Annotated in this window: 17 protein-coding genes and 3 pseudogenes; 14 read left to right on the top strand and 6 right to left on the bottom strand. The window is 33.8% G+C overall.

All coding sequences use genetic code 11. From position 1 onward, the window contains the following. Nucleotides 1-349: 349 nt before the first annotated feature. Nucleotides 350-769: a VOC family protein gene (locus tag IPM51_08570; protein MBK9284364.1), complete on the top strand. Its 420-nt coding sequence runs from the start codon at nt 350-352 to the stop codon at nt 767-769. Next, nucleotides 770-1,687, top strand: a complete 918-nt coding sequence (locus IPM51_08575; protein MBK9284365.1) for a hypothetical protein — start codon at nt 770-772, stop codon at nt 1,685-1,687. Between the two features lie 40 nt (nt 1,688-1,727). Here the strand turns inward: IPM51_08575 and IPM51_08580 are convergent. Continuing rightward, nucleotides 1,728-3,110: pseudogene (locus IPM51_08580) on the bottom strand (IS3 family transposase). Nucleotides 3,111-3,197: 87 nt separating this feature from the next. Between IPM51_08580 and IPM51_08585 the strand changes: the two are divergent. From IPM51_08585 to IPM51_08630, 10 genes and pseudogenes are all read left to right on the top strand, one after another. Further along, complete coding sequence (locus tag IPM51_08585; protein ID MBK9284366.1) at nt 3,198-3,818, top strand: helix-turn-helix transcriptional regulator; 621 nt, start codon at nt 3,198-3,200, stop codon at nt 3,816-3,818. 68 nt (nt 3,819-3,886) lie between these two features. Then, nucleotides 3,887-5,620: a VCBS repeat-containing protein gene (locus IPM51_08590; protein MBK9284367.1), complete on the top strand. Its 1,734-nt coding sequence runs from the start codon at nt 3,887-3,889 to the stop codon at nt 5,618-5,620. Nucleotides 5,621-5,724: 104 nt separating this feature from the next. Then, nucleotides 5,725-6,351, top strand: a complete 627-nt coding sequence (locus tag IPM51_08595; GenBank protein ID MBK9284368.1) for a hypothetical protein — start codon at nt 5,725-5,727, stop codon at nt 6,349-6,351. A gap of 62 nt (nt 6,352-6,413) precedes the next feature. After that, the gene (locus tag IPM51_08600; GenBank protein ID MBK9284369.1) at nt 6,414-6,902 is read left to right on the top strand and encodes a VOC family protein; all 489 of its coding nucleotides are present in this window, start codon (nt 6,414-6,416) and stop codon (nt 6,900-6,902) included. Nucleotides 6,903-6,965: 63 nt separating this feature from the next. Beyond that, nucleotides 6,966-8,330, top strand: a pseudogene (locus IPM51_08605) (IS3 family transposase). A 52-nt stretch (nt 8,331-8,382) separates the two neighbouring features. Next, complete coding sequence (locus IPM51_08610) at nt 8,383-9,510, top strand: hypothetical protein (GenBank protein MBK9284370.1); 1,128 nt, start codon at nt 8,383-8,385, stop codon at nt 9,508-9,510. Continuing rightward, nucleotides 9,500-11,005 (top strand): hypothetical protein, encoded by a 1,506-nt coding sequence (locus tag IPM51_08615; protein MBK9284371.1) that lies wholly within the window; start codon nt 9,500-9,502, stop codon nt 11,003-11,005. Before IPM51_08610 ends, IPM51_08615 begins: the two co-directional genes overlap by 11 nt. A 19-nt stretch (nt 11,006-11,024) precedes the next feature. After that, on the top strand, nt 11,025-12,635 hold the full coding sequence (locus IPM51_08620; protein ID MBK9284372.1) for a hypothetical protein: 1,611 nt from the start codon (nt 11,025-11,027) through the stop codon (nt 12,633-12,635). 2 nt (nt 12,636-12,637) lie between these two features. After that, on the top strand, nt 12,638-14,548 hold the full coding sequence (locus tag IPM51_08625; protein ID MBK9284373.1) for a hypothetical protein: 1,911 nt from the start codon (nt 12,638-12,640) through the stop codon (nt 14,546-14,548). A 697-nt stretch (nt 14,549-15,245) separates the two neighbouring features. Continuing rightward, entirely contained in the window at nt 15,246-16,688 is a 1,443-nt protein-coding gene (locus IPM51_08630) for a hypothetical protein (GenBank protein MBK9284374.1), read from the top strand. Between the two features lie 605 nt (nt 16,689-17,293). On the opposite strand, the gene IPM51_08635 is transcribed toward IPM51_08630, so the two are convergent. Then, complete coding sequence (locus IPM51_08635; GenBank protein MBK9284375.1) at nt 17,294-17,494, bottom strand: hypothetical protein; 201 nt, start codon at nt 17,492-17,494, stop codon at nt 17,294-17,296. A gap of 21 nt (nt 17,495-17,515) precedes the next feature. Between IPM51_08635 and IPM51_08640 the strand changes: the two genes are divergently transcribed. Then, complete coding sequence (locus tag IPM51_08640; protein ID MBK9284376.1) at nt 17,516-18,145, top strand: hypothetical protein; 630 nt, start codon at nt 17,516-17,518, stop codon at nt 18,143-18,145. Between the two features lie 10 nt (nt 18,146-18,155). Next, complete coding sequence (locus IPM51_08645; GenBank protein ID MBK9284377.1) at nt 18,156-19,016, top strand: hypothetical protein; 861 nt, start codon at nt 18,156-18,158, stop codon at nt 19,014-19,016. On the opposite strand, the pseudogene IPM51_08650 reads toward IPM51_08645, so the two are convergent. From IPM51_08650 to IPM51_08665, 4 genes and pseudogenes are all read right to left on the bottom strand, one after another. Further along, nucleotides 19,008-20,390 (bottom strand): annotated as a pseudogene (locus IPM51_08650) (IS3 family transposase). The gene IPM51_08645 and the pseudogene IPM51_08650 overlap by 9 nt on opposite strands. 76 nt (nt 20,391-20,466) lie before the next feature. Beyond that, nucleotides 20,467-21,351 (bottom strand): hypothetical protein, encoded by an 885-nt coding sequence (locus tag IPM51_08655; protein MBK9284378.1) that lies wholly within the window; start codon nt 21,349-21,351, stop codon nt 20,467-20,469. A gap of 55 nt (nt 21,352-21,406) precedes the next feature. Continuing rightward, the gene (locus IPM51_08660) at nt 21,407-21,700 is read right to left on the bottom strand and encodes a CPBP family intramembrane metalloprotease (protein MBK9284379.1); all 294 of its coding nucleotides are present in this window, start codon (nt 21,698-21,700) and stop codon (nt 21,407-21,409) included. Between the two features lie 15 nt (nt 21,701-21,715). After that, nucleotides 21,716-22,111: a hypothetical protein gene (locus IPM51_08665; GenBank protein ID MBK9284380.1), complete on the bottom strand. Its 396-nt coding sequence runs from the start codon at nt 22,109-22,111 to the stop codon at nt 21,716-21,718. Nucleotides 22,112-22,207: the final 96 nt, after the last annotated feature.

Raw genomic sequence — 22,207 nt, forward strand, 5'->3', positions numbered from 1 at the left:
TATCGCTGTCTGTTCTTTTACCTTTCAAAGACCATTGCAAAATAATCAAAAGATTTTCATTGTTGAATATGTAAAAGGTAAGAATTGGAAAGACAATGTTGATTTTCCAAATCAGAAGTTCGCTACCCATCATTCAAAGCACCTTCAAAGTTTAATGACAAAAGGCTTAATTACCTTCGGAGCAAGGTACGCAGATAAAGGTATAATTTTTATTTCTGCAAATGATTTAAGCTCTGCCAAATCAATTTTAAATTCTGATAGCTCAGTATTAAATAAAATATTTGACATTTCAGTTAACGAACTAAATATTTTTTATGACTCAAATAAAAAACAAAGTAATTCTAGTATTATATCCACTGGAAAAATAACCGGGATAGGTGGGATTTTTTTTAAGTCAAAAGATGTCAAAACTATTAACAACTGGTATTATAAAAACCTGGGGCTTATTCCGAATGACTATGGATCTCTATTTGAATGGAAAAGTACTGTCAGTAATTCCGTAGGATATACACAATGGAGTCCTTTTTCGTATCAAACAAAATACTTTCTGCCCTCCAGTAACAACTTTATGGTTAATTATCGCGTCGATAATTTGCAGAAACTATATGAAAATTTTAAAGCAAATGGTGTAATTGTATTAGATTCAATTGAAGTATTCGAGTATGGTAAATTTTTACATATACTTGACTGTGATAGTAACAAAATCGAATTATGGGAACCTGTTGATTCCGTTTTCACAAACCTTTATAAGACAAATACCACCAAGTAAATGGAAGTTCCTTATAATGAGTTTAGAATAGATGCTTGGACGATTTGCTCTTTTAGTGTTTCCATAATAGGACTGATCATTTCATTTTTTTTGATTTTCAAAAAAGTTGACAATCGATGGCCATATATCTTACTTGCTATTTATACACTTATTCTTTCTTATCAAGTGTTTGAATCGGCACTTTTTTGGTCCAGGCTAATTTTCGTTTTCCCTTATCTAGTAAATATTTCAGGCTTCTTAGATCTAATTGCCACGCCTATATTATATCTATTTTATAAAACTCTTTTCGACTTTCGTGTTATGAAGAAAGGATCCTTACTTCATTTCTTACCATTTGTAATTATTACCGGCCTAAATCTACCTTATTTTTTATTAGATGGCGAATCAAAAAGACTTTATTTCACTGAAGCAACCAGTATTTCCAAATACTTTTTCACTTCAATGCCTCTATTAATCACTCTACAAATGCTTGTTTACTTGATAATAACATACAAAACTATAAAATCACAGAGCAACATTGGAAGTGTAAAAAAATTAAGTAACATCCATTTATCTCTGTTTTCACTCATTTTTATTAGCAACACCGTTTATTACGTAATTATATTCTTTACGTCATATAATAATCCTTTTATAGAGCATAATGCTACTATTTTACTTTCCGCCGTAGTTCTACTCTCAGGATGGTTTGGGCTTATTTCCCCCGCTGTCTTTAACGGTTTGAGTATAAAAGATGCGCTTATATCAAGGCAGTCTTATACAGAGTCTTATGACTTCAAATATGATTTTCTCGAAACGTATAAGAGTAATTCTAAATCAATCAAGCCACTAACAAATAATTACAATTCTACCATATACGTTCGTGCTACTATAGAAAATACCTTAGAATCAAACTCTCCATCAAATACAATTTGTATGTAGTCAAAGTAAAGTGAACTTTTCACAAGAGAGTGTTTTAAGTTTAATTTAAAGTTAAGTTAGTTTTTTGATGTTTCATAATTTTTCTCATTTTTTCATATTCCTCCCTTCTTTTTTTAATGAATTTTGTTTGATTTTTTTCTCTTTCTTTTAAAATTAGTTCTCCTCGTCCAAAATAAACATCAGCAGGCGTTAGATTTTTTAAAGACTCATGATAACGAGCATTGTTGTAATTTTCCACGAACTTTTCAATGGCCGCAATTAATTCTTCCGGTGAATAATAATTATCAAGCTTCACAACGTTTTTCATTGTTCGGTGATAACGTTCAATCTTGCCTTGCGTTTGCGGATGCATGGGTCTGCCGTGTACCTGATCCATTCCATGATTGTCTTTCAAATATGTTTTGAGTTCGCCTGCAATGTAACATGAACCATTGTCGGATAATAATCTGGGCCGTTGTTTAGTTACAATTCTTGCTTTTATAATTGCTCTGTCAACGGTTCTTTTACGTCCTGCACTTTCATTCCTGCACAAAGCTCCCAGTGTACAATATAACGGCTGTAATCATCTAAAACGGTACTCAAGTAATACCAACCCCATCCAATTATTTTAAAGTAAGTAAAATCAGTTTGCCACATTTGATGAACGAATCCTGTTTTGTTTGTAAACTCATCTTTAGCTGCTAAAAAATATGCTCGGGTGTTGTTATCAGTCCTCTTGCTTTTAAAATCCGGTAAACACTCGATTCAGAAATAAAAATTTGTTGTTCATCGGTTAATTTGTGCGCGAGCTCTCTTGACGATAATTCAGGACACTCTAAAGCAAGCTCTACAACTAAGTTTTTTTGTTCCCGGGGTATTGTGTTCCACTGCCTGTTAGAAGTGCGCTTACAAGGCTCTAAACCATCAATACCATTGTCGGAATAGGATTTGTACCAATTGTAAAACGTGCTTTTGTTTAAACCGATTTATGAAGCGTTTTATTAACGCCGATTTCGGAACGGACAACAATTTTGATTATCTCTTGTTTTTCGGAAGCTGTAAATCTCATATACTTTTTGAATTTTACAGATTCTCCAATATGTTCAAGCTTTTTTTTACGATATCATAGCGCAATACTAAATCAGCTACGGTTTCCTTTAGCTTTTGATTTTCTTTTCTGAGCTCCGCTACTTCATCACTGGTTGCTTCCCTGGTTGTATCCCCTGATAATCTCTTCTTTCCCGCTTCTAAAAACTCTTTGTTCCATTTATAGAATTGAGATGGGTTAATGGAATACTTCCTGCATAATTCAGCTACTGGCATCTCAGCTCGTATAGCTTCCATTACAATATTTATTTTTTGTTCTGAACTAAATATTTCTTTTTGATTTACGACGTATCTCTTTTATAAAGTTCTCCGCTGTTTGTTTTTTCTTTGTTTCCATAGTATTATAAATTTATTGTTTTTCTGGAAACACTCTCTTAGTTTTAGTTAAATTTAGTCCACTTTATGCTGACGATTTACAGGTATTATGTCACCAAGTGTTTTTAATGGGTTACTACTAAATGAAATTAAGGAATCAGTTAAATCTTACCAAGTAAATACTAATTACATTTTTTCTTCTAATTCATTTAACAAGGAGTCCCCAGCCTTACAAAATTCAAAATCCTTTGTTGTAAAATCATCCGCTATTCATGATCAACCTATTCAACCAATTTCTGAAACAAGTGTTCCTAGCGCACGAAACAATAAACCTGAAGCTTTCGGCAAATATAAAAATTCAGGACTAACAGAGTCTGCTGCTGAAGAATTAAAATTAATGCTAGAGGCATTCATGTCTAAAAGCAAATATTTTAAAGAGAGCAATGTTTCCCTGGAGGAACTATCAAATAAACTAAACACCACACGTCATAACTTATCTCAAGTTATCAATGAAAAGTATAACATGCATTTCTTCGACTATATAAATCACTTACGTGTTAACGAGGCTGTTTTCATAATGCTGAATGATAAGGCAAATAAATTTCAAATTAGTGAAATCGCATACACTGTGGGCTACAATAACAAAACTACATTTAATAATTCCTTTAAGAAATTCTTAGGAAAAAGCCCCTCCGCATATAGGGCTGAGTTAAAAGAAATTCGACAGTAATCGGGCAATCTTTATAAGGTTTTTCTATAATTTTATTATGAACCACTAGTTTCGTAATAAATTATTTTATGAAAAAACTATTGATTATTTCACTATCGCTTCTTTCAATTTGTTCTATTTCACAAAATGGCTGGACAGCCTTAACATCATCTGTCATACCTATTCTTAATCAAAATATTCCCGGTAAGTATTTAGGTGCGTCGTGGGTGGATATAAACGGCGATGATAGAATCGATTTGTTCGCAGCACCAAATAAACTTTTTCTCAATAATGGTAATGGTACATTTACTGCAATTGATACTCTTAATTTTACACCAATAAAAAATAATGGGGTAGACTTTGTCGGGGGAAGTAGTTGGGCTGATCTAAACGATGATGGTTTACCTGATTGCGTTATAGCTTCTGAACCTTCACGTGTATTTAAAAATAATGGCAACAATACTTTTGCTGATGTATCTTCTCAAATACCAAATTTAAACGCAATTCCTTCTTGGGGTTGTGCTATTGGCGATTGGAACAAAGATAAATTTCTTGATTTCTATTTCGCACACGCTTCTGGTTTTCACTCTAATTTGAATACTACCGGCAGACTTTACCTTAACACTTCTTCTTCAATTACACCTACAAATAAAATAAATTATGCTATTACTGATTCTCTAAGGCCATACACTGTTCCTTACTGGAGTGATTTTGATCTCGACGGCGATATGGATTTATTCGTTGCGTCTGGTCCAGGAGGAACTCCCGGATATGATTATTGCTATAGAAATCTTAAAATTGAATTGGGCTTAGATTCGCTTCAAAGAATGACTAACAGTCTTTTTACACAGCAAAAGCAAGACGGTCAATGCTATAATTTTATTGATTATGACAATGATGAAGATTTCGATCTTTGTTTAACAAACTATGCTGGTGCTGTTTCTAAATTGTATCGTAATGATAGCGGCACTTACACAATTGTCAGCACTCCTTGGAGCTCCACTTTACCTTTCCTTGCAAATTGTTGGGGCGATTATGATAACGATGGTGATTTAGACATGGTTGCTTCAAGTGATAATTTTTCTACAAGGTATTATCAAAATAACGGTAATGGTACTTTCTCTTTTATTTCAGGAGCATTAAATCTTCCTGCAGGAAGTGCGGGTGTTGTGAATGGTGATTACGATAATGATGGGGATCTAGATTTGTTTGTTCATGGCTCAAATGCAGCTAGGACTTTATTTCGAAATGATACTCTTGCCGGTAACAGAAAATGGGTAAATATTAAATTCATTGGTAATCCTTCTAATAAATCGGCAATAGGTACTGTAATTAAAACTGTTGCAACCATTAATACATTCAAAACATACCAATTGAGAGAAATTAATGCTCAAAATTCGTTTCAAGGTCAAAATGATTTAAGAGTACATTTTGGTTTAGGTAATGCAACAGCCGTTGATACGATGTATATAAAGTGGCCTTCTGGCAATACTCAAACCATTACAAACATTAACCCTAACCAGTTTTATACTATAATCGAAGGTGGTTCCTTAAGCATAATTACCTCAATAAAAAATCAAGATCATACTATTCAAGATTTAACCATATATCCAAATCCAACAGGAAATATTCTATTTGTAGAGTCCAAAACAAAGGCTATTTCAGAACGAATCGAAATATACTCGCTTGATGGAAAAAAAGTGATGGACCTAGAAAATCACAATGGTCAAATTGACGCTTCAAAACTTAAGCCCGGTACATATCTCATGAGGTTTAAACTTAACGAAGAGTATGTTTCTCATAAAATAGTTATAGAAAAATAGTTTGTCTTTTACCAATGACTAGTGATATGCATAACCGAATTAAATATCTAGAGAGGCAAGTTAGAATGCAAAATGTCTTTTTATGCTGCTTAACATCCGCGCTTTTGATTTTTGGATTCCTTTCTTTTAAATCTCGTGAAACTTCTAGCAAAGATATAATCAAAACAAGAGGCTTGATAATAGTTGATTCTTTGGGTAGAGAAAGAATTCTCATCGGAGCTCCAATTCCATACACTCAAAATAGAGTCAGAACGAATCTTTCAAAAGTTAAGAAACATTGGGGTGATGTAGGTTTTAAAGGGACAAATTACATGAACTGGTATAAAGAATTCAACAATACAGCAAACGGCATTGCTATTGTTGATGATAATGGTTTTGATCGTATTATAATGGGCGACCCTGTTCCAGATCCAAATATTGGTAAACGAATTGGTCCATCAACTGGTATTGTCATAAATAACGATAAAGGCTTTGAAAGAACTGGTTATGGTATTTTAAAAGTTCCGGGAGGAGACCGTGTAGTTTTAGGATTAGATGGTACCCAAGGATCCGAAGCCGCTTCACTAAGTGTATATGAAAATGGTGAGGCTGGACTTTCATTTTATGGCACCGACAGGGAATCGATATTTTTAGGCAATAGTCCGGCTAATTCACAATTAAAAGGCAAATTAAATGGCTTGATTCTTCGGAAAGATACTATCCCAGGTTACATTTTAAATAGCTATAAATAAAAGGATTCAATTTGAATGAAGGGCGTAAAAATTCATATAGTTAAATTGATAAACGATTTTCTATGAGAAAAAGAGTCATTACTACTTTATTTTTAGTCTTGTCCTTACTTGCTAATGCTGTTGATCTTAAATCGACTAGTGATTCTTTTAACCTGAAAATTACCGCTGTTCGAATTATAGTTCCTGATTTGCAAAAAGCAATCACTTTCTACAAAGAAGTTTTTGGTTTTAGTATCACAACACAGTCAAAAACAGAAGCTATAATTTCAACAAATAGTTTTAGTCTTATTCTGTCATCCTCCAAAAATGCAAATTCATTCGATAAGCCTGGTATTGGAAATGTAAGTGTTACTTTTCAAGTAAAAGATATAAAAGCTTCTTATAAAAAATTTAAGAGTTTGGGTGTTCGCTTTGAAAAGGATGAAATTCGAACAGAGGGTATTGGCTATTCCTTAAAGATCTACGACCCTTTTGGAAATCATTTTTCAATCCTTCAAGACACATTATCTGCAAAGAAAGAGTTTGACGAGCCCTGTAAATCGTCAGCATAAAGTGGACTAAATTTAACTAAAACTAAGAGAGTGTTTCCAGAAAAACAATAAATTTATAATACTATGGAAACAAAGAAAAAACAAACAGCGGAGAACTTTATAAAAGAGATACGTCGTAAATCAAAAAGAATATTTAGTTCAGAACAAAAAATAAATATTGTAATGGAAGCTATACGAGCTGAGATGCCAGTAGCTGAATTATGCAGGAAGTATTCCATTAACCCATCTCAATTCTATAAATGGAACAAAGAGTTTTTAGAAGCGGGAAAGAAGAGATTATCAGGGGATACAACCAGGGAAGCAACCAGTGATGAAGTAGCGGAGCTCAGAAAAGAAAATCAAAAGCTAAAGGAAACCGTAGCTGATTTAGTATTGCGCTATGATATCGTAAAAAAAGCTTGAACATATTGGAGAATCTGTAAAATTCAAAAAGTATATGAGATTTACAGCTTCCGAAAAACAAGAGATAATCAAAATTGTTGTCCGTTCCGAAATCGGCGTTAATAAAACGCTTCGCGAAATCGGTTTAAACAAAAGCACGTTTTACAATTGGTACAAATCCTATTCCGACAATGGTATTGATGGTTTAGAGCCTTGTAAGCGCACTTCTAACAGGCAGTGGAACACAATACCCCGGGAACAAAAAAACTTAGTTGTAGAGCTTGCTTTAGAGTGTCCTGAATTATCGTCAAGAGAGCTCGCGCACAAATTAACCGATGAACAACAAATTTTTATTTCTGAATCGAGTGTTTACCGGATTTTAAAAGCAAGAGGACTGATAACAACACCCGAGCATATTTTTTAGCAGCTAAAGATGAGTTTACAAACAAAACAGGATTCGTTCATCAAATGTGGCAAACTGATTTTACTTACTTTAAAATAATTGGATGGGGTTGGTATTACTTGAGTACCGTTTTAGATGATTACAGCCGTTAAATTGTACACTGGGAGCTTTGTGCAGGAATGAAAGTGCAGGACGTAAAAAGAACCGTTGACAGAGCAATTATAAAAGCAAGAATTGTAACTAAACAACGGCCCAGATTATTATCCGACAATGGTTCATGTTACATTGCAGGCGAACTCAAAACATATTTGAAAGACAATCATGGAATGGATCAGGTACACGGCAGACCCATGCATCCGCAAACGCAAGGCAAGATTGAACGTTATCACCGAACAATGAAAAACGTTGTGAAGCTTGATAATTATTATTCACCGGAAGAATTAATTGCGGCCATTGAAAAGTTCGTGGAAAATTACAACAATGCTCGTTATCATGAGTCTTTAAAAAATCTAACGCCTGCTGATGTTTATTTTGGACGAGGAGAACTAATTTTAAAAGAAAGAGAAAAAATCAAACAAAATTCATTAAAAAAAGAAGGGAGGAATATGAAAAATGAGAAAAATTATGAAACATCAAAAAACTAACTTAACTTTAAATTAAACTTAAAACACTCTCTTGTGAAAAGTTCACTTTACTTTGACTACATACACTAAACTGGTGAAGGAATTAAATAACGATGAAGATCCTCTTATGAAGGTGATTAGTTCTCAATTAAAACAACTATTCGAACTTCCAATTCATAATATTCCTGTTGACACTGAAAATTTAAGGCCTCAGGATTTGGAAATGATATCTAAAATATTTCCGGGATTAAATACTTCTTTTTCATTATCCGATATGTTCAATCATATGCAAAAGTTCAATGAGCAGCTTAGCGATCAGAAGAATTTTAAAGATTTGAGAAGATACAGTTTGGAGAACCTACCTGCATTTAGTTCCTTAAAGGATACTAGTTTGCAAACCATAAATGATACCCTTAAAGCGTCGCCTTGCGGAAAGACTCTCGATGAAATGATTAATGAGCACAATAATGGAAAGCCTGTCTCTCTTAATCAAAAATTTATAAGTGGTTTTATGATTCTCAATTTATTCGGGCTTGACCAGGAGAAAAACAAGAAAGCAAATTATATCAGTCTGTCCAACGATGCTCAGCACGCATTTTACGCTACCTACAGCGACTTTCTGATAACAGAGGACGAAGGTCTCCGTACTAAGGCTAAAGTTATGTATGAAAATTTTGCACTGAAAACTATAGTATTTTCTGCGGAGGAATTTTTTGCTTATACAGGCAATATGGTAACGCATACGCAACTATCTATAATGGATTTCATTAATAGGGTAAAGATCGACATTGCTCCTGACCGATTAATCGAAACTACTCAATCTACTAAGTTCAATAGACTAACTTCTCTCTACAGCCCTGTTACCTCTTATTTTGACTACTTCGATTTGATTGAGTTTATCGACGATGTTGATACAGGCAAAGGGATTATCCTTCGTCCCAATAAATACATGCAGCTTTCTTATTTATTCTATGAGGAAATAAAACTTATAACTAATAAAATACATGCCTCATTTGGAAATGATTCTGAGAATAAAGATCAATTCGATATGGAACTTGAAAGTAAAGCTATAAACAAAGGTGTTTGGGAGGGGAGGATTTGGGTATTGCCGGGCGCATATATTAATCTTGAAATAAATAAAGGAACTCAACAGCTATCACTATGTATAATCTTTGTACCTGAAAAAACTAATGGAATTTAAGCCAAACAAGAGTATTTTAAGTATTATTTCCAAAAGCGAGCCTGATGGAGAAAAGGTACTTTTTATGTTTCTTAAGCCTGTGCCGGATAAAGTAACCAATGACAAAATTTACTGGTACAAAGATAAAGGCGCATTGGGTGAAGCAACCTACATATGGCAGAAGGAAGGGATTAAACAATGGGTTGCCACTGGCAAAGACGAAATTCTCAATACTCTATTTAATAGTATAGTAGAAAGAAAATCGACCTCTATTGGAGAAAAGCAAATATTGTTTTTATTCCCAGAACATGAAAACCCAAAATTCGAAAACGATTCGTACGAAGAGATAAGACAGGACATTTATACTGTTAAAAATATTGGCGAACTTCCAATAAAATTTCGTCAGAAGGATAACCTTGATATTCTAAGCGGATATAAGCCCGCGAGTACTGAAACTCGCACTCTTTTTCCGAACGGTTTTTTTGGAAAAGATTTTATCTACAGAAATATTGAGAAATGCATAATTGCTGTAAAAGAACATCGCTTTCCCTTATTACGTTTCCATGCCGTAAGAAATGGAATAAAAGAAGGTCCTAAGAGAATTGCTGGATTTCTTCAGGAGAAATTTGAAGAGTCTAAAAAATATACCGCTGTACTAAAGTCCACAGAAGGAGCATTGCTTTCTTCTTCTGAGATTGACAAACAAAATGGAAGCTTTGTGTTGGATTCTAATGAGGCTGTACCGTCCGGTCAAATAGAAATTAAAGTTGATGAAGAGATCGCTCAAGATACCACGTTTCATTTTATAATGGATGTTGGTTTTAATGTTGAAATGGTCGATCATACATTTAAGGATGCGTATGGAAGCAAGCACAATAAAAGTAAGAGTCCGAAAAAAGTAGATAAATTTGAACCATTTACTTGGCATGTTGATCTTTTAACGGGAGAAGAAACAAATTTTGTCAAACTTTCTGAATCAATTAAAACAACTCTTAACTATTTAGGACCAAATGTAATAATAACTGATCCGTACTTCCTAGGAGATTATAGTATCGAATCCGGTCAAATTATAGTTAAGAAGTTCCAGATGCCTCTTTTAAATGCAATTTGTCATTCTTTTTTTGATGAAGTGTTAACGAAGTTGGTTATTCTTGGCTACAATGGGCGGGCAAACGAGCATTTCGAATCCAATGAAGAATTAGCAGGTACAAAAACTGAGCAAAGATTTAAGATTTATGAAAAGGTATTGGGAAAAATGCTGAGCGAAAACATTCTAAATATTGAATTTTACAGCAGTATATCTGAATTTCATAATAGGTATTGGTTGGGATTCAAAGAGGTTGATGGCAGACCTATACTGGAAAAAGTAATCGTCGTCACCAACAGTTTTGGCGATTTAAAGGAAATCGATTTTATCGAGATTACCGATAAAGCACAAAAAGAAATTATTTTTTCGAAATATTCAAGTATTTTATCCCACGCTACTAAATCTTTGTCAATAAATGGAAAAATTTAAGACCGAGATATCGAGAATTTTGAAAGAAAATTCTGTGCCAAATTTGGAGATTGTGCTGCTTCTTTCTCAATCTCAAATTGAAATTGAGGGTCTTCATTTTTCTCGCGCCTTTAAAGAAGAAAATAATAGAGAACCTTTTAATTTCAATTTGGGTTATATTTCTTTGGAAGGAAAAAACCTGCCGGATATGATGGTGAAAGTAACAGAAACGTTAGCTCAATTATTGAAGGAGTTTGAATCTAATGAGGTAGCACTTTGTAATTTGTTCATATTAACAACAAGGATGGATTTCTCAGGTGAAGGTCAGGAGCAATTCGTTGACCAGTTTGTTAAAGCCCTTCCTTTGGAGAAAAGAGAAAAAATTTATAGTATTATGGTAAAGGAAATAGCTAAAAATTACTATTCGCACACACACATCTCGAAAAAAAATCCGAGCACCGTATCCGAATGGCTCGATTTATTTAATCAAGCTCAATATTTGCACGGGTTTAGTGATTTAAGTCAGTATTGTTATACTTTGGTTAAAGAAGATGGCAAACCGTTACGCTATGATTATGTAAAACAACTATCCCCTTTATTACGTGCTACAATGTATCACGATTTCGAATTGACTCCCGAAGAACTAAAAGATTTGATTGGTTCGGATTCTAATGAGGTAAGTTTCCTTGTTGCAAGTATGTTAGAGAAAACCGATGGTTCCGGAGAGCTTCCGTCCTGGCTGAATAAGGAACTCATCGACTATATATTCAAGAACAAAAACTCAATTGCACAGCATACCATTTACTATTTATTTGGATTTATCAGGTATGAAAGTAAACGAAATACACCGATTTATGAAAGATTCAGAGATTTGATGAAAGCAAAATTGCGAGCTATTGTTACGAAAAAAGATGAATCGTTAAATGATCTGATAAATGCATTAAACTTTCCCGTGGAATTTTTAAGTTTTCTTTCCTTTTTAGAATCGTTAAAAATCGATTTACATTCGATTGAACCGACCCATTTTGAAACGATAGCAAAAAAATTTGTTGCTTCAATAAATAAAGTTAAGCTGGGTATTCCGGAAGATTTGGCAAACAGGAATTATACAGATCGTTTCAATCTTTACTACCTTGATGAACCAAAGTATCGCGCCGGGATTACACTTCTATCAGTCTCCCTTTTGCATTTGAAGGCTGATGAGAATAAGCAATTGACAGATCTGTTCTATGATTTTAAGCCGTTGTATTTTGGAGGATACGAAGCGAAGGCAATGGCAGTTAATTTTACCGAGTTTATTTTCTTGACCTTTTTTGCTATTGAGAATGTTTCCGGCTTAAATCCGGGCATTTTTTCTAGCTATAAAGACCTAGTTTCAAAATTCTCCGAAATTTTATTGTATCCGTATGTTTTAGAAGCCGAAAGGGACAGTTATATGTGGGATCAAAGCGAAAATCAGCTCACGAAACAAAATTTTTCAAAGTATTTAGTGAATCTTTCTTTAAAAAACATCCATAAAAAAGAGTGTAAGTATCAGCTTTGGGATCAATTGCATAGTGATGTGAATTCTTTTAAAACCGCTGAGTGGCCATTTCAAAGACATGGTTTTAATTTACCTAAGGAAAAAGAGGAGCTGAAGGAAAATAAATAAAAATGTCATTTATAATCTCGCAAATATTCGCCTCCTCACGAACATTTAAAGTGCTCGGTGAAATTGAGGAGTTTGAAAAGTGGTTTAAGGGAAAGCATCCATCAATAACCAATAGCAACTCAATATTTGAGGGGTACAAATTTTCATTGGAATGCTGTTTAAATTCCTTTTTACATGGCATTTCTATCGATCAATCGTTGGGTATAAAAAATGATTTTTTATTGAACTGTGCTATTTCTGAACTGATTCCATTACATCAATTAGAAAACACTTGTGAAAAAACTATTTTTCTGAAACATCTTAAACCTTTAGTAAAAGCAATTTTAAAGTCCAAAGACTATAGAGAATTGAAAACTAATGTCAAATTATTTGATGAACAAATTCTTTCTAAGTTTGACCTGTTGTTTGAAAAAAATGTAACTATACTTAAAAAAGCAGGCGTTAATCGGGAAATTGCCGAACACATGTTGCTCATCGATTTCGCACACACATACATGGTGCAAATAAATAACAACGGGCCAACAGCAAATTTCCACAACCCAATATCTCCCAGTTGGACAAAAGAAGAAAGAAAGATCCTTTATTTAGAAGGATACAAATTTGCCATTCAATTTCTTCTGTTTCAGTTAATGGGAGAAGAATTCTACAATAAAACCGCTATTCAGCAGATGCATTTGACTGATTCTTGGAGGGACTACAAATATTTAGAAAAGGAAAAAACCGGTGATCCAATGATTGATATGATGAATGAGGAGTTTGAACTAAAAGAACAAACTTGTTTCGACAGTTACTTTTATCATATACAGAATGAAATTACTCACCCACTATCAGATAAATATAAAGTAGAACCACATAGAATTAATGATTATTTCCGTTTTTCGAAGAAAAACTACGACAAAAAAATATTTACCAACTTTTTAAAAGAGCAAACTTTGAAAAAATCAACAGAAAAATTGAGTTGGGAGGATCAAATTAAAACCACATTGTATTGGTACACTTTTGAGCTTGTAGATTCTCGGAATTCTCAAATGCACCATGGTATTTCTGCTTTCATCACTATGTTGGCTGGTACTGTGGCTATTCATAAACCTAAGCAAAGCGAATTTGCTAAAGTTGTTGTAGCTAGATTTACTCATCCTGTCAAAATCGATAAGAATAAGAAAGGAAATAATTTCACTTATGGGATATTGGTTGATACTAAGTCTACGGCTGATCATTATTCGAGCGGATGGATTATATACCAGGATGCATGTGGAGATTGGTCTGGATTCTCAGGTAGTCAGCATAAAAAATGCGAAGCTTTAATAAAGAAGTATAAAAGAGAAGGTAAAATAACTTTGAGGGAACTAACTATCCCTTTGGAGAATTTTAAAGAGTTCACCAATAAATATATTTTGGATCATAAGCAGTTAAGTATTCTCGACCAAAATAAACGCATTCCCATACTAATTCAGAAATCTCGATCTTATCTTTTCGAACTCTTCGTTTATCATTTGTGCAGCAAGTATTATAGAAGCAAGCAGTACGAAAGTAAGAGTTACAGTATCGAATTAAATGCAGATAAGAATAGTACAGAGGGAGAAAAAGATGTAGTTATTTCAAATGCCAATGAGATAATCTTGATAGAATGTAAATTAACTCCTCAAAATTACAACATGAAGGAGATGATTAAAAAGCTCGATAGAAAACTTAAAGTGGCTAAGCAATCTAAGAAATCAGCACAATTTTGGTTTTGGAATGATCTATCGATTGAGAGCACTCAAATTTTAGAAGAAGAAACAAAGTCATTAGAATTTAGTGTTCTTGCGCCTGTTGTAGTTAGTAATTCTAAAGGAGAACCGATTTTAAAGGGGATTTCATTAAAACAAATTAATGAGATAATGCAGAATTACACTATTACAAACGATGATTAGTTGTGAAAAGATTCCGTAACAGGTAAAGCGGCGTTCCTCCTTCCTTGTCCGCAAAAGTTCGCGCCAAACCAAAATAGCATTTGCAATAAGTATTATTTAACGGCATTGCAAAAGCTATTTTGCCCGCTTCCGTTGCTCATTGCATTCCGCTACTCAGCGGGTTAAAAGTATTGTCACGTCTTTTGCAAGGTCTGCGTCAGTCGTCACGGCAGCCTCCTTGTACTTCCAAGCCACTTCATTCATTGCATTCCGGTTGCCCGGTTCACTCATGCTTCGTTCCCCTGGTCAATCCTCATTCCATTCATTTCAGTCGCTTGTCAGTCCACCGGCTGCCTTTTTTATAGGCTCGCCTGCTGGTCGCTCGGGCTTCGGCTAAAGGGTCGCAAACCTCTTTGCGGCATTAATTTATTTTTTCGTTTGCGCCTCCTTTAGCCTCGTTTTGCTATCGCGTGGCTTAACACCAAAACCTAAAGGCCTTTGATCTATTGCCACGCTTGCAAAATAGGTCGGCCCCCTGCTCATCGTTCCTCTTCGCAGTCCAGGCCTTCCCACCCTCGCTCCACTCGCAAGAAGGCTCGCACTCACAAACGGCCGTCCTGCATAACCCAACCGCACAATTCTCATAGTTATGCAGGCCTTCCGTTTCTCCCACCTCCAGCTCAAGGCAGTTTTACCTGAAATACTTATCTTTATGCAAATGGGTGTTTCAGACTTAATAACTCTTATAGGTTTAGTAATAGCGATTATTACTTTAATTAGTGAACGCAATAGAGATTTCTTTCTTTTGAAGTTCACTAATAGCGACTACGCGCTATTAGGGTCTGCTTTTTGCCTCATAAATTATCTGGTTTTCTTTGAGTATTTCTGGCAAATCGGTATTTATTTCGATTCTTTCATGTCGGAAAGTGGTCTTCTTCCAAAAGACTGGGCATATGTTGTCACGTTATTAGTTGTTTTGTTTCTTATTTATAAAGTATTCTTCGCTCTATTTCCAGCCGAAAATAAATCAAAAGTTATCGCATATTATAATAGCTTACTTTTTAACGAAGAACATTTGAATATTATCACTCTTTACGAGAAATATCATAAAGCAGATTTACTAAAGCACCTATCTGATAATAATGTGCGGAGCAACAACATTATTTATGCAAATAATATCTATTTTGAAATCATCTCTCGTGATGATTTCATTGAAAAAACCGCAAGCCTGAGACCCTATTTTTTTAATGATATCGTTGAATTATTCAAAGAGCGAAGTTTTACAAATGAGGAGGTAATTTCAACCTATCTTAAGACCTTACTACGGAATAAAAATCAATTTCTTTTTAGAGAAATAAAAAACAATCAAAATTATGGTGAAGGTGGTTTCCAATACAGACTACCATCAGAAAATAAGATCTTAAATTCTTTACTAACTGATTTAGATGTTATAGAGAATAATCTTGTTTGGAAACCATTCGGCGAGTGTGCCATCGAAGAATTAAAGTTTGAAAAACAAAATGGTTTTCTCTCACTTTTTAATAAGGCATACGACGAAAAAGATATTTTATGGTCGACCGTTACATTTAATTCAATTTGGTTTTTTGACATTATGGTTCGAAAAGCTATTGTTGAACAAAAGGAATCCCATTTTTGGCTGCATTATTACAGGTATTTTGTAGACTTACTGATTGAACTAATTGATATTAATGAAATAAATGAAATTGATCAAGAAGCTGAATTCCCAACAAACGCTCACTATATTATTTACGAAGTCATTTCAAACACAAGGGATTGGATCAAATATTGTAATGAAAACAACAATGATGTTCACTCATATGAGGCATCCAAGTGTCTTGGTGGTTGCGTAAAAGCCGTCTGTGAAAGCGAGAAATTGACTCAAAAGTTTAAATCATATATTACAGAAATTTCAATTGGCCTATACTTTAAATCCTACTATAAAAGAGACCAAAATCGTTGCAATAGTTTTATGGTAGATAGTTATATTCAACCAGGTCTTATGGATCCTACACCAGAATACAAGTCAGCATTCCTAGCAGCGTGGGGCGAATTCGATAAAGTTCCGTATCAAATTCAGGGTCGTCGTGAATTACTTAGGTCTTTTGAGCAGAATGTTATTAATCCACTTCAAATTCCTTAATTATTACTTCCAGTCAATTTCAAAATCCATTTCCTATTGAACAAAAGGATTTGGTGGAGGTGAAATTTCCATTTTCAAAGTAGAAATATCTACGTTTAAAAATAAAAAGGTCAGCAAAGGTAAGGTTGTCCCCTGGCGGATTGCGTAAGCTGGTTTTTACCTGTTTTTTATTAAATTGCATCTGCGTAAATTTAATGTCTAATGAAACGAGTTTTGATCATAGGAGGTACAGGTATGTTGCGAGATGCAACAGAATTCTTCATCACAAATAATTTTCATGTAACAATTGTTGGTCGCGATATTAAAAAATTAAATTACTTCACATCGAAGTTTCCTGATAAGAAAGCACTTGATATCCTTTCAATCGATTAAACAATAACAGCCGATTTTATAAAAGTAATTGGTGAAAAGATAAAAAATCATGGCGCTTTCGATATTATAATTAGCTGGGTTCATTCAGAGGGCTCTAATTCACTGCTACAATTTATTGATTTGGCTAAGAAGTATAATGATCGAACGGTTCTTTATCATATTAAGGGCTCTATATTTTATGATGCAGCAAAAAACAGTTCTTTTAATCCTATAACCCTAAATAACAAACTTATCTACCGCGAAATATTTTTAGGATTCAAAATTGAAAACAACTCATCAAGATGGCTAACCAATAATGAAATTTCCTCAGGTGTAATTGAAGCTGTAAAATCTAATAATGCTAAATCAATAATTGGCCAAATTGCACCCTTGGATTTAATTCCAAAATAGTTACAATACATATCACTATAAGACAAAATTTTACCTTTCTCCATTAATTACTATCTTTACTTACTATGAAAAAACTTCTCTTACTATTATTCCTTTTTCAAACCTGTATAAGCTATTCTCAATCCGTAATGAAAATCCAGGGTAAAGACTGCCCTATGGAAGGTGATGCAGAAAGAGAGCAGGAAATAAAGCAAAACCCTTTTAAAAACAGATACAACTTTCCTAAGAAAAAAGATATTGATGAATCCATAACAATAAACTATCTTTTAAATGCTAAAGGAGATGATCCCAAGCTTTCTCAAAACATGGCCGTTAAAGTAACCGGCTATGTTCGTGTTGTAAAAGGTGGCTCAAAAGAAACATGCAATTGCCATGCGTCAAAAGTGGCATTCACCGATGCACATATTGAAATAACCCCAACTAAAAAACTAAAGGGGGTTAAGAATACATTAATTCTCGAGATCACTCCGCGCATTCGAAAATTGATGTTCGAAGATGGGGAAGACTGGTCAACATCTGAAGTAAAAAGTCTTATAGTAGGTAAAATGGTAACATTTACTGGCTGGTTATTTTTCGATGGTTCTCATGAAGATGAAGCTTATGTCTCCGATCCCAAAAACAAAATCGGCAAAAAAAATTGGCGTGGCACCTGTTGGGAGGTTCATCCTGTGACCGCTTTCGAAATAGTTAATTAAAATTGGCAGTATGAATCTCTTGAAACTCGCATTTGCTTTTCAATTCATTTGTAGTATTACACTAGCTCAGAATATTATTTCAACGGTAAAGGTTAAAAGGCAACCGTATTATAAATATGATCTTTCCGATAAAACTAATAACGATACAATAACATATTACTTATCTGAATTCAATAAGCAAAAAGCACTTCCTCTCGTAGTTTATATTCAAGGCTCAGGTTATTCATCACTTTTCGATTCTGACACATCCGGTAAAATAATTCCAAAGCATGGTCATGTTTCTTTTGCTTACGCTTGCGAAAAAAATGCCAAGGTTCTCATTATTGAAAAACCCGGCGTGTATTATTTAGAGAATACTTCCGTAAATCTTGATTTCGACAAAAAATTCTCTTTAGAAAGTTGGTCAGATAGAATCGTTAATGCAATTAAAAATGTTTTAAAAACCGAACTCATCGACACTACAAAAATTTTAATTGTAGGTCATTCAGAAGGTGGTATTGTTGCTGCAAGAGTTGCAAGGTTACTAGACAAAAGGATTACACATTCTGCTATATTAGCTGGAGAAGGCCCAAGTCAGTTGTATAGTTTATACCAGTTTGCTGATTCCGGCGTATTCTTTAACTCTCCTAACAAAAATAAAGAGCAACGTATTGATTCATTAGAAAAAGTTTGGCAACGTATTCTGGCAGACCCTTTATCTACGCAAAAGAAATTCTGGGGTTTAACTCATCTGAGGTGGAGTTCATTTCTAAAAACCTCACCACTTGATGAGCTTAGTAATTTTAATGGCAAAATCCTTATTATGCAAGGCGATGTATGTAGTCAAAGTAAAGTGAACTTTTCACAAGAGAGTGTTTTAAGTTTAATTTAAAGTTAAGTTAGTTTTTTGATGTTTCATAATTTTTCTCATTTTTTCATATTCCTCCCTTCTTTTTTTTAATGAATTTTGTTTGATTTTTTCTCTTTCTTTTAAAATTAGTTCTCCTCGTCCAAAATAAACATCAGCAGGCGTTAGATTTTTTAAAGACTCATGATAACGAGCATTGTTGTAATTTTCCACGAACTTTTCAATGGCCGCAATTAATTCTTCCGGTGAATAATAATTATCAAGCTTCACAACGTTTTTCATTGTTCGGTGATAACGTTCAATCTTGCCTTGCGTTTGCGGATGCATGGGTCTGCCGTGTACCTGATCCATTCCATGATTGTCTTTCAAATATGTTTTGAGTTCGCCTGCAATGTAACATGAACCATTGTCGGATAATAATCTGGGCCGTTGTTTAGTTACAATTCTTGCTTTTATAATTGCTCTGTCAACGGTTCTTTTTACGTCCTGCACTTTCATTCCTGCACAAAGCTCCCAGTGTACAATATAACGGCTGTAATCATCTAAAACGGTACTCAAGTAATACCAACCCCATCCAATTATTTTAAAGTAAGTAAAATCAGTTTGCCACATTTGATGAACGAATCCTGTTTTGTTTGTAAACTCATCTTTAGCTGCTAAAAAATATGCTCGGGTGTTGTTATCAGTCCTCTTGCTTTTAAAATCCGGTAAACACTCGATTCAGAAATAAAAATTTGTTGTTCATCGGTTAATTTGTGCACAGCTCTCTTGACGATAATTCAGGACACTCTAAAGCAAGCTCTACAACTAAGTTTTTTTGTTCCCGGGGTATTGTGTTCCACTGCCTGTTAGAAGTGCGCTTACAAGGCTCTAAACCATCAATACCATTGTCGGAATAGGATTTGTACCAATTGTAAAACGTGCTTTTGTTTAAACCGATTTCGCGAAGCGTTTTATTAACGCCGATTTCGGAACGGACAACAATTTTGATTATCTCTTGTTTTTCGGAAGCTGTAAATCTCATATACTTTTTGAATTTTACAGATTCTCCAATATGTTCAAGCTTTTTTTACGATATCATAGCGCAATACTAAATCAGCTACGGTTTCCTTTAGCTTTTGATTTTCTTTTCTGAGCTCCGCTACTTCATCACTGGTTGCTTCCCTGGTTGTATCCCCTGATAATCTCTTCTTTCCCGCTTCTAAAAACTCTTTGTTCCATTTATAGAATTGAGATGGGTTAATGGAATACTTCCTGCATAATTCAGCTACTGGCATCTCAGCTCGTATAGCTTCCATTACAATATTTATTTTTTGTTCTGAACTAAATATTCTTTTTTGATTTACGACGTATCTCTTTTATAAAGTTCTCCGCTGTTTGTTTTTTCTTTGTTTCCATAGTATTATAAATTTATTGTTTTTCTGGAAACACTCTCTTAGTTTTAGTTAAATTTAGTCCACTTTATGCTGACGATTTACACTTTTGCGATGGATAAGTATTCAGCAAAATCGTTGTTTTTGCTTCCATCTAAACTACCTATACTTTTTATTCTCTTATAAAATGTTGATTTGTCCTGTTGATTTTTTGGCTTAGAGTTGGCGTCATATATGGTATAACGATATGCTGAATTAAACCAAAAATCCCCATTTTTATCTTCTATAATTGAACGAACACCATTGGCTGGTCCATCGTGTAGTTCTGTTAAGTCATCTTCAATAATCCAATCAAATGATTTTCCATTGTAGCGAAAAGCACCTAAGGTTGCTGTACCAAACCAAATATTATCTTGGCTGTCTGTGTAAATACAAAAAACAGCATAAGGGTTTGCATAGTTTGGATGTTTTGAAATATAATCTTCGCCTAGTTTGATTTTTGGAACTTTTAATTTCAAAAGACTTTCGCCATCATATCTGTAAACGAAACCGTCATATTCTTGGCTTTTAAACCAAATGTCATTTGGATTTAATTTCCAATCGTTATTAACCCCAGGTTTTTCTTTTAACGCTTTAAAAGTCTTTCCGTTAAATTGGCATATGCCATTATCAGTTATAAAATAAATGTTTCCCGATTTATCTTCCTTTATTTCTCCAATGCGATTACTTGTCAAGCCGTCTTTGGTTGTAAAATGAATGATTGTGTTTTCATCATATTCATACACTCCATCGTCTTTGCTTGCGAACCAATAATTGTTCTTCTTGTCTTGATAAACAAATGCTATGTCTTTTCCAAGCGTATTTACCGTGTCTCCGATTGAAGCTGAATTGGCTGAATTTTCAGATTGCGTTGTTGTCTGCCCATTGCAAGATGTCAAAATGGTCAGAATGCTAGAAAATAAGCATGTTTTTAATTTGTTTTTCATTAATTTCTTTTTTTTATTTGGTTTAGTATTTTAAAATTTATGACAATGCTAATTCTTAAACTTCTATCCAATTATAATTTTCATTAAAAAAATAAAATATATTACCGATTGCATGAGCTATAATAATTGGCCAAAGTTTTTTCTGTCTTGTGTAATAAAGTCCAAATATTAATGCCAAAATAAATACACTTGGTAAATTTTGCCAACCTAAATAAGTATGAAATGATGCTCTTATGATTGAACTTATTAGAATAATTAAAGCTGGGTGAAGTTTTTCAAATCGTTTAAAAAGATATCCAATCAGAAGTAATTCTTCAAAGAATGAATTTACAATTACAATGAGTGCAATGCTAAAAACGTTTGATTACAAGGAAATAGCGGAAACATTAATGGTAATTTGATTAAACAAGTTTAGTGATTCTATTAAATTATTTAATACTATTGCTGAAGATATTCGGATAAAAGCTAATAATAGAGCAATGCCAAGCATTATTGGCGTGAAGTCAAGATTAAAGTCTTTATACGTCCATCGTCTATATTTTAAAAAATAAGCTATTATAACTAATGCAATAAGTTCGTATATAACAATAAAAATGAAGTCAAAGCTATTATAGGATTGAGTTGTGGTAACTTTAGAATTCGTAAAAAAGGCAGTTTGTGTAGATGAATAAATGAATAATCCGAATCCAAGTAAAAGCACAAAAATCACTTCTATTATTACATTTTTATGATTCAAATGTTTGTTAGCTGCTGCTTTCATTTTATTAGTTTAAACTTTTCTCCATATTGTTTGTAAACTCCGCTATTATCTGTTCCTAACCACAGAATACCGTTGCTAAATAATAAGAGCGTTTTT

The sequence above is a fragment of the Sphingobacteriaceae bacterium genome (assembly GCA_016715905.1).
GTDB lineage: Bacteria > Bacteroidota > Bacteroidia > B-17B0 > Aurantibacillaceae > Aurantibacillus.